The following is a 3,605-nucleotide window of genomic DNA, read 5'->3' as shown; positions in this document are numbered from 1 at the left end:
TTCCGTGCAGTTCCGCCTGCGCGACTGGCTCATCAGCCGCCAGCGCTACTGGGGTAACCCCATTCCCGCGGTGCACTGCGAGCATTGCGGCATCGTGCCCGTTCCCGAGGACCAGCTGCCGGTGACGCTCCCGGCGAACCTCGATCTGGGTGCCGGCGAGACCCTTGCCGAGTGCCGCGAGTTCTATGAGACGACCTGCCCTGTGTGCGGCCGTCCTGCTCGTCGCGAGACCGATACCATGGACACCTTTACCTGTTCCAGCTGGTACTACCTGCGCTACTGCGATCCGCATAACGAAAAGCTTCCCTTCTCCAGGGAGGCCGCAGACCGCTGGATGCCGGTCGATAACTACATCGGTGGCATCGAGCACGCCATCCTGCATCTGCTCTATAGCCGCTTCTTCACCAAGGCCCTGCGCGACCTTGGCATGCTCGATGTCGACGAGCCGTTCACGAATCTGCTCTGCCAGGGTATGGTGAAGGATGCGAACGGCGAGACCATGTCCAAGTCCAAGGGCAACGTGGTGCCGCCGTCGAGCGTCATCGAGCCGTATGGTGCGGACACCATGCGCTTGGCGATCCTCTTCATCGCCCCGCCGGAGAAGGATTTCGATTGGGACGAGGATGCCGTCGCCGGCGCGAACCGCTTCATCAAGCGCGCATGGCGCATCGTGTGGCAGCTTGCCAACGCCGGTGATGCCTCGGCAAGGCTCATCCCGGGTTCGCTCGATGCCGCCGCGAAGCAGCTCTACCGCGAACGCCACCGCACGCTCGCCAAGTGCACCGAGGACTTCGACCGCCAGCAGTTCAACACCGCGATCAGCGCCATCATGGAGCTCGTGAACGCTGCGAGCGCCTACCTCAACGCGACCGACGCCGCGCCCGAGGCGCGCGACGCCGCTCTTTGCCAGCTCGTCGCGACGGATATCGTGAGCTCGCTCGCGCCGATCTGTCCGTTTTGGGCGGACGAGCTCTGGCACGAGGCGCTCGGCCACACCGAGAGCGTCTACACTGCGCCGTGGCCGGAGTTCGACATCGCCGAGGCAGCGAGCGACACGGTCGAGATCGCTGTTCAGGTGCTCGGAAAGCTGCGCGCCCGCGTCGAAGTCTCGACTACGGCGACGCAGGACGAGATGCGCTCTGCCGCCGAGGCTGCAGCTGCCAAGTGGATCGAGGGCAAGACGGTCGTCAAGGCCATCTGTATCCCCGGCAAGCTCGTGAACCTCGTGGTGAAGTAACAAGCCGTCCTGCCCCTGTTCGCGCGGGGGCATATGAGCTTGTCCGGGCACACCCTCAGTCGCGGCATACGACTGATATCGAAAAGCCCCTCTGGCAATATAGCGTCCAGACTTGTGGAGCTATTGCGGAGACGACAGCGGGTGAAGCCTGCAACGCGACGCGGGATTTTCCCCATCTGAGCTGCTTGTGCTATGCTAAGGCACGGTAATTGACGTGTTGTGTGAGGAGTGCGGGTTCTGCCCGCGCTCCTTTTTCTTGCAAGGAGGTGTCGCATGGTCAAGAGCAAGACCGAGCAACTCATCATCGACGAGCTCGAGAAGCTCGCGCCTGAGCATGGCGTCGATATCGTTGACGTCGAGGTTACCGGTGCCACGAAGGCACCCTGCGTCCGCGTGCGCCTGGAGGGCGCCGAGGGCGAGGCCCTGTCGCTCGACGAGGTGTGCGCGCATACGTCGTGGGTCGGCGACCGCATCGAGGAGCTCGACCCCATCCCGAGTGCGTACACCTTGGAAGTGTCTTCGCCCGGGATCGACCGTCCCCTGCGTCGGCCGTGCGACTTCGCTCGCTTCACCGGCGAGCCTTGCGAGCTCACGACCACTGCGACCGAGGGGCGCCGCCGCTTCAAGGGCGTGATCGCGGAGGCGACGGGCGCCTCTGTCACACTCGAGCTCGAGGATGGCGAGCGCGTCGAAATCGCGTTTGACGACGTAAAGAAATGCACCCTGAAGCCGGTCATCGACTTCAAGGCGAAGGAAGGGAAGAACTAACATGGCATCTGAGATGATGGAAGCTCTCATGGAGCTCTGCCAGGAGAAGCACCTGAACCAGCTCGCGCTCATCGATGAGCTTGAACGCTCACTCGCGGAAAGCTATCGCAGCATCCTGCATCTTCCCTTCGGCGCCGAGGTCATCATCGACCGCGCCACGGGTAAGATCTACGTCTACGAGCTTGTTCCCGTCGAGGAGTCCTACGACGAGGAGAAGGACGAGTACACCGAGTTCACGAAGCGCGATGTGACGCCGAAGGACACGAGCCGCATTGCCGCCAAGCATGCGAAGGACGCCATCAACGCCATCGTGCGCAAGTCTGCTCGCGAGCAGATCTTTGAGGAGTTCTCCGAGCGCATCGGCGACATCATCACTGGTACCGTGCTGCAGTCTACGCCCGACTTCACCATTGTGAAGATCCGCGAGGGCGTCGAGGCGGAGCTACCGCACTTCGACCAGCGTCGCTATCCGGATGAGCCCAACGAGCGCCCGGCCGGCGAGCGCTACCTGCACAACCAGCGCCTGAAGGCCATCATCGTCGACGTTCGCGACCCCAATTCCACCGAGCCCGCCACGAAGGGCGAGCATTCGCGTCCGCCCATCGTCATCTCGCGCACGCATCCGGCGCTCATCAAGTGCCTCTTCGAGAACGAAGTCCCCGAGATCTACGAGGGCACCGTCGAGATCAAGTCCATCGCCCGCGAGCCTGGCCGTCGCTCGAAGGTCGCCGTGCGCTCGCTCGACGATCGTCTCGACCCGGTGGGCGCCTGCGTGGGCCCCAAGGGCAGCCGCGTGCGCGCCGTCGTGTCGGAACTCCGTGGCGAGCGCGTCGATGTGATCCTGTGGGATGCAGATCCGGCGCGCTATGTGGCCAACGCCCTTTCGCCCGCGAAGGTCTCGCGCGTGCTCATTGATTCCGAGAAGGGCTATGCCGGCGTGATCGTGCCCGACGACCAGCTCTCGCTCGCGATCGGCAAGGATGGCCAGAACGCCCGCCTCGCTGCCCGCCTCACCGGCTGGCATATCGACATCAAGAATGAGAAGCTCGCGGCCGAGATTCTCGGCAACCTCCATGTTCGCGAGGAGGCGGACGACGACCTCGTGGGCGAGGATGAGGATGGCCGCTGCGCATTCGTGAGCGAGGACGGCGTGCGCTGCCGCAACCAGGCACGCCCGGGCTCCCGCTTCTGCGGCGTCCATGACCCGGAGGCCGAAGACGGCGAGGACGCGACCGGGGAGGACTGGTTCTAGCGGGTCGGGCGCGCAGGCGCCCTGCAGGCATGACCCGTTAGACGACACGGCGCGCGCCGCGCGCGAGAGGTAGGTGATTGGCATATGGCAAATATCCGCATTTCCAGCCTTGCCAAAGAATTTGGAATGTCTTCCACTGAGCTCCTTGAGCATCTCGACCGTTTGATGATTCCTGCGAAGTCCCCATCTTCGTCGCTCAGCGAGCAATATGTGAGGCTTGTTCGCAGCGAGCTCGCCCCCGTGCTCAAGGCACGCGAGGCCGAGATCGAGGCTAAGCGTCGCGAGGAGGAGGAGCGTGTCGCGGCCGAAGAGGCCGAGCGCGCCGCTGCAGCCGAACGCGAGCGTCTC

The 3,605-nt window shown here is 64.0% G+C and carries 4 protein-coding genes; all 4 read left to right on the top strand.

The window, feature by feature from the left end:
• Positions 1–1,237, top strand: a 1,237-nt coding sequence (locus QZ079_RS08570) for a class I tRNA ligase family protein (protein WP_297037447.1), incomplete at its 5' end; no start/stop codon positions are given.
• Positions 1,238–1,510: 273 nt separating this feature from the next.
• The gene (rimP, locus tag QZ079_RS08565; protein WP_297037446.1) at positions 1,511–2,005 is read left to right on the top strand and encodes a ribosome maturation factor RimP; all 495 of its coding nucleotides are present in this window, start codon (positions 1,511–1,513) and stop codon (positions 2,003–2,005) included.
• 1 nt (position 2,006) lies between these two features.
• Positions 2,007–3,257 (top strand): transcription termination factor NusA, encoded by a 1,251-nt coding sequence (gene nusA, locus QZ079_RS08560; RefSeq protein WP_297037445.1) that lies wholly within the window; start codon positions 2,007–2,009, stop codon positions 3,255–3,257.
• A gap of 84 nt (positions 3,258–3,341) precedes the next feature.
• On the top strand, positions 3,342–3,605 hold a 264-nt coding region (locus QZ079_RS08555), incomplete at its 3' end, for a translation initiation factor IF-2 N-terminal domain-containing protein (RefSeq protein ID WP_297037444.1).

The sequence above is a fragment of the uncultured Enorma sp. genome (assembly GCA_905210055.1).
In the GTDB taxonomy this organism is placed as follows: Bacteria; Actinomycetota; Coriobacteriia; order Coriobacteriales; family Coriobacteriaceae; genus Enorma.
Note: the sequence above shows the minus strand (reverse complement) of the source record. Positions and strands in the feature narration are given on the sequence as shown.

What these genes read in the sequence shown, in the direction of transcription:
- rimP (WP_297037446.1), top strand. Translation starts at nt 1,511, where the DNA reads ATGGTCAAGAGCAAGACCGAGCAACTCATCATCGACGAGCTCGAGAAG.
- nusA (WP_297037445.1), top strand. Translation starts at nt 2,007, where the DNA reads ATGGCATCTGAGATGATGGAAGCTCTCATGGAGCTCTGCCAGGAGAAG.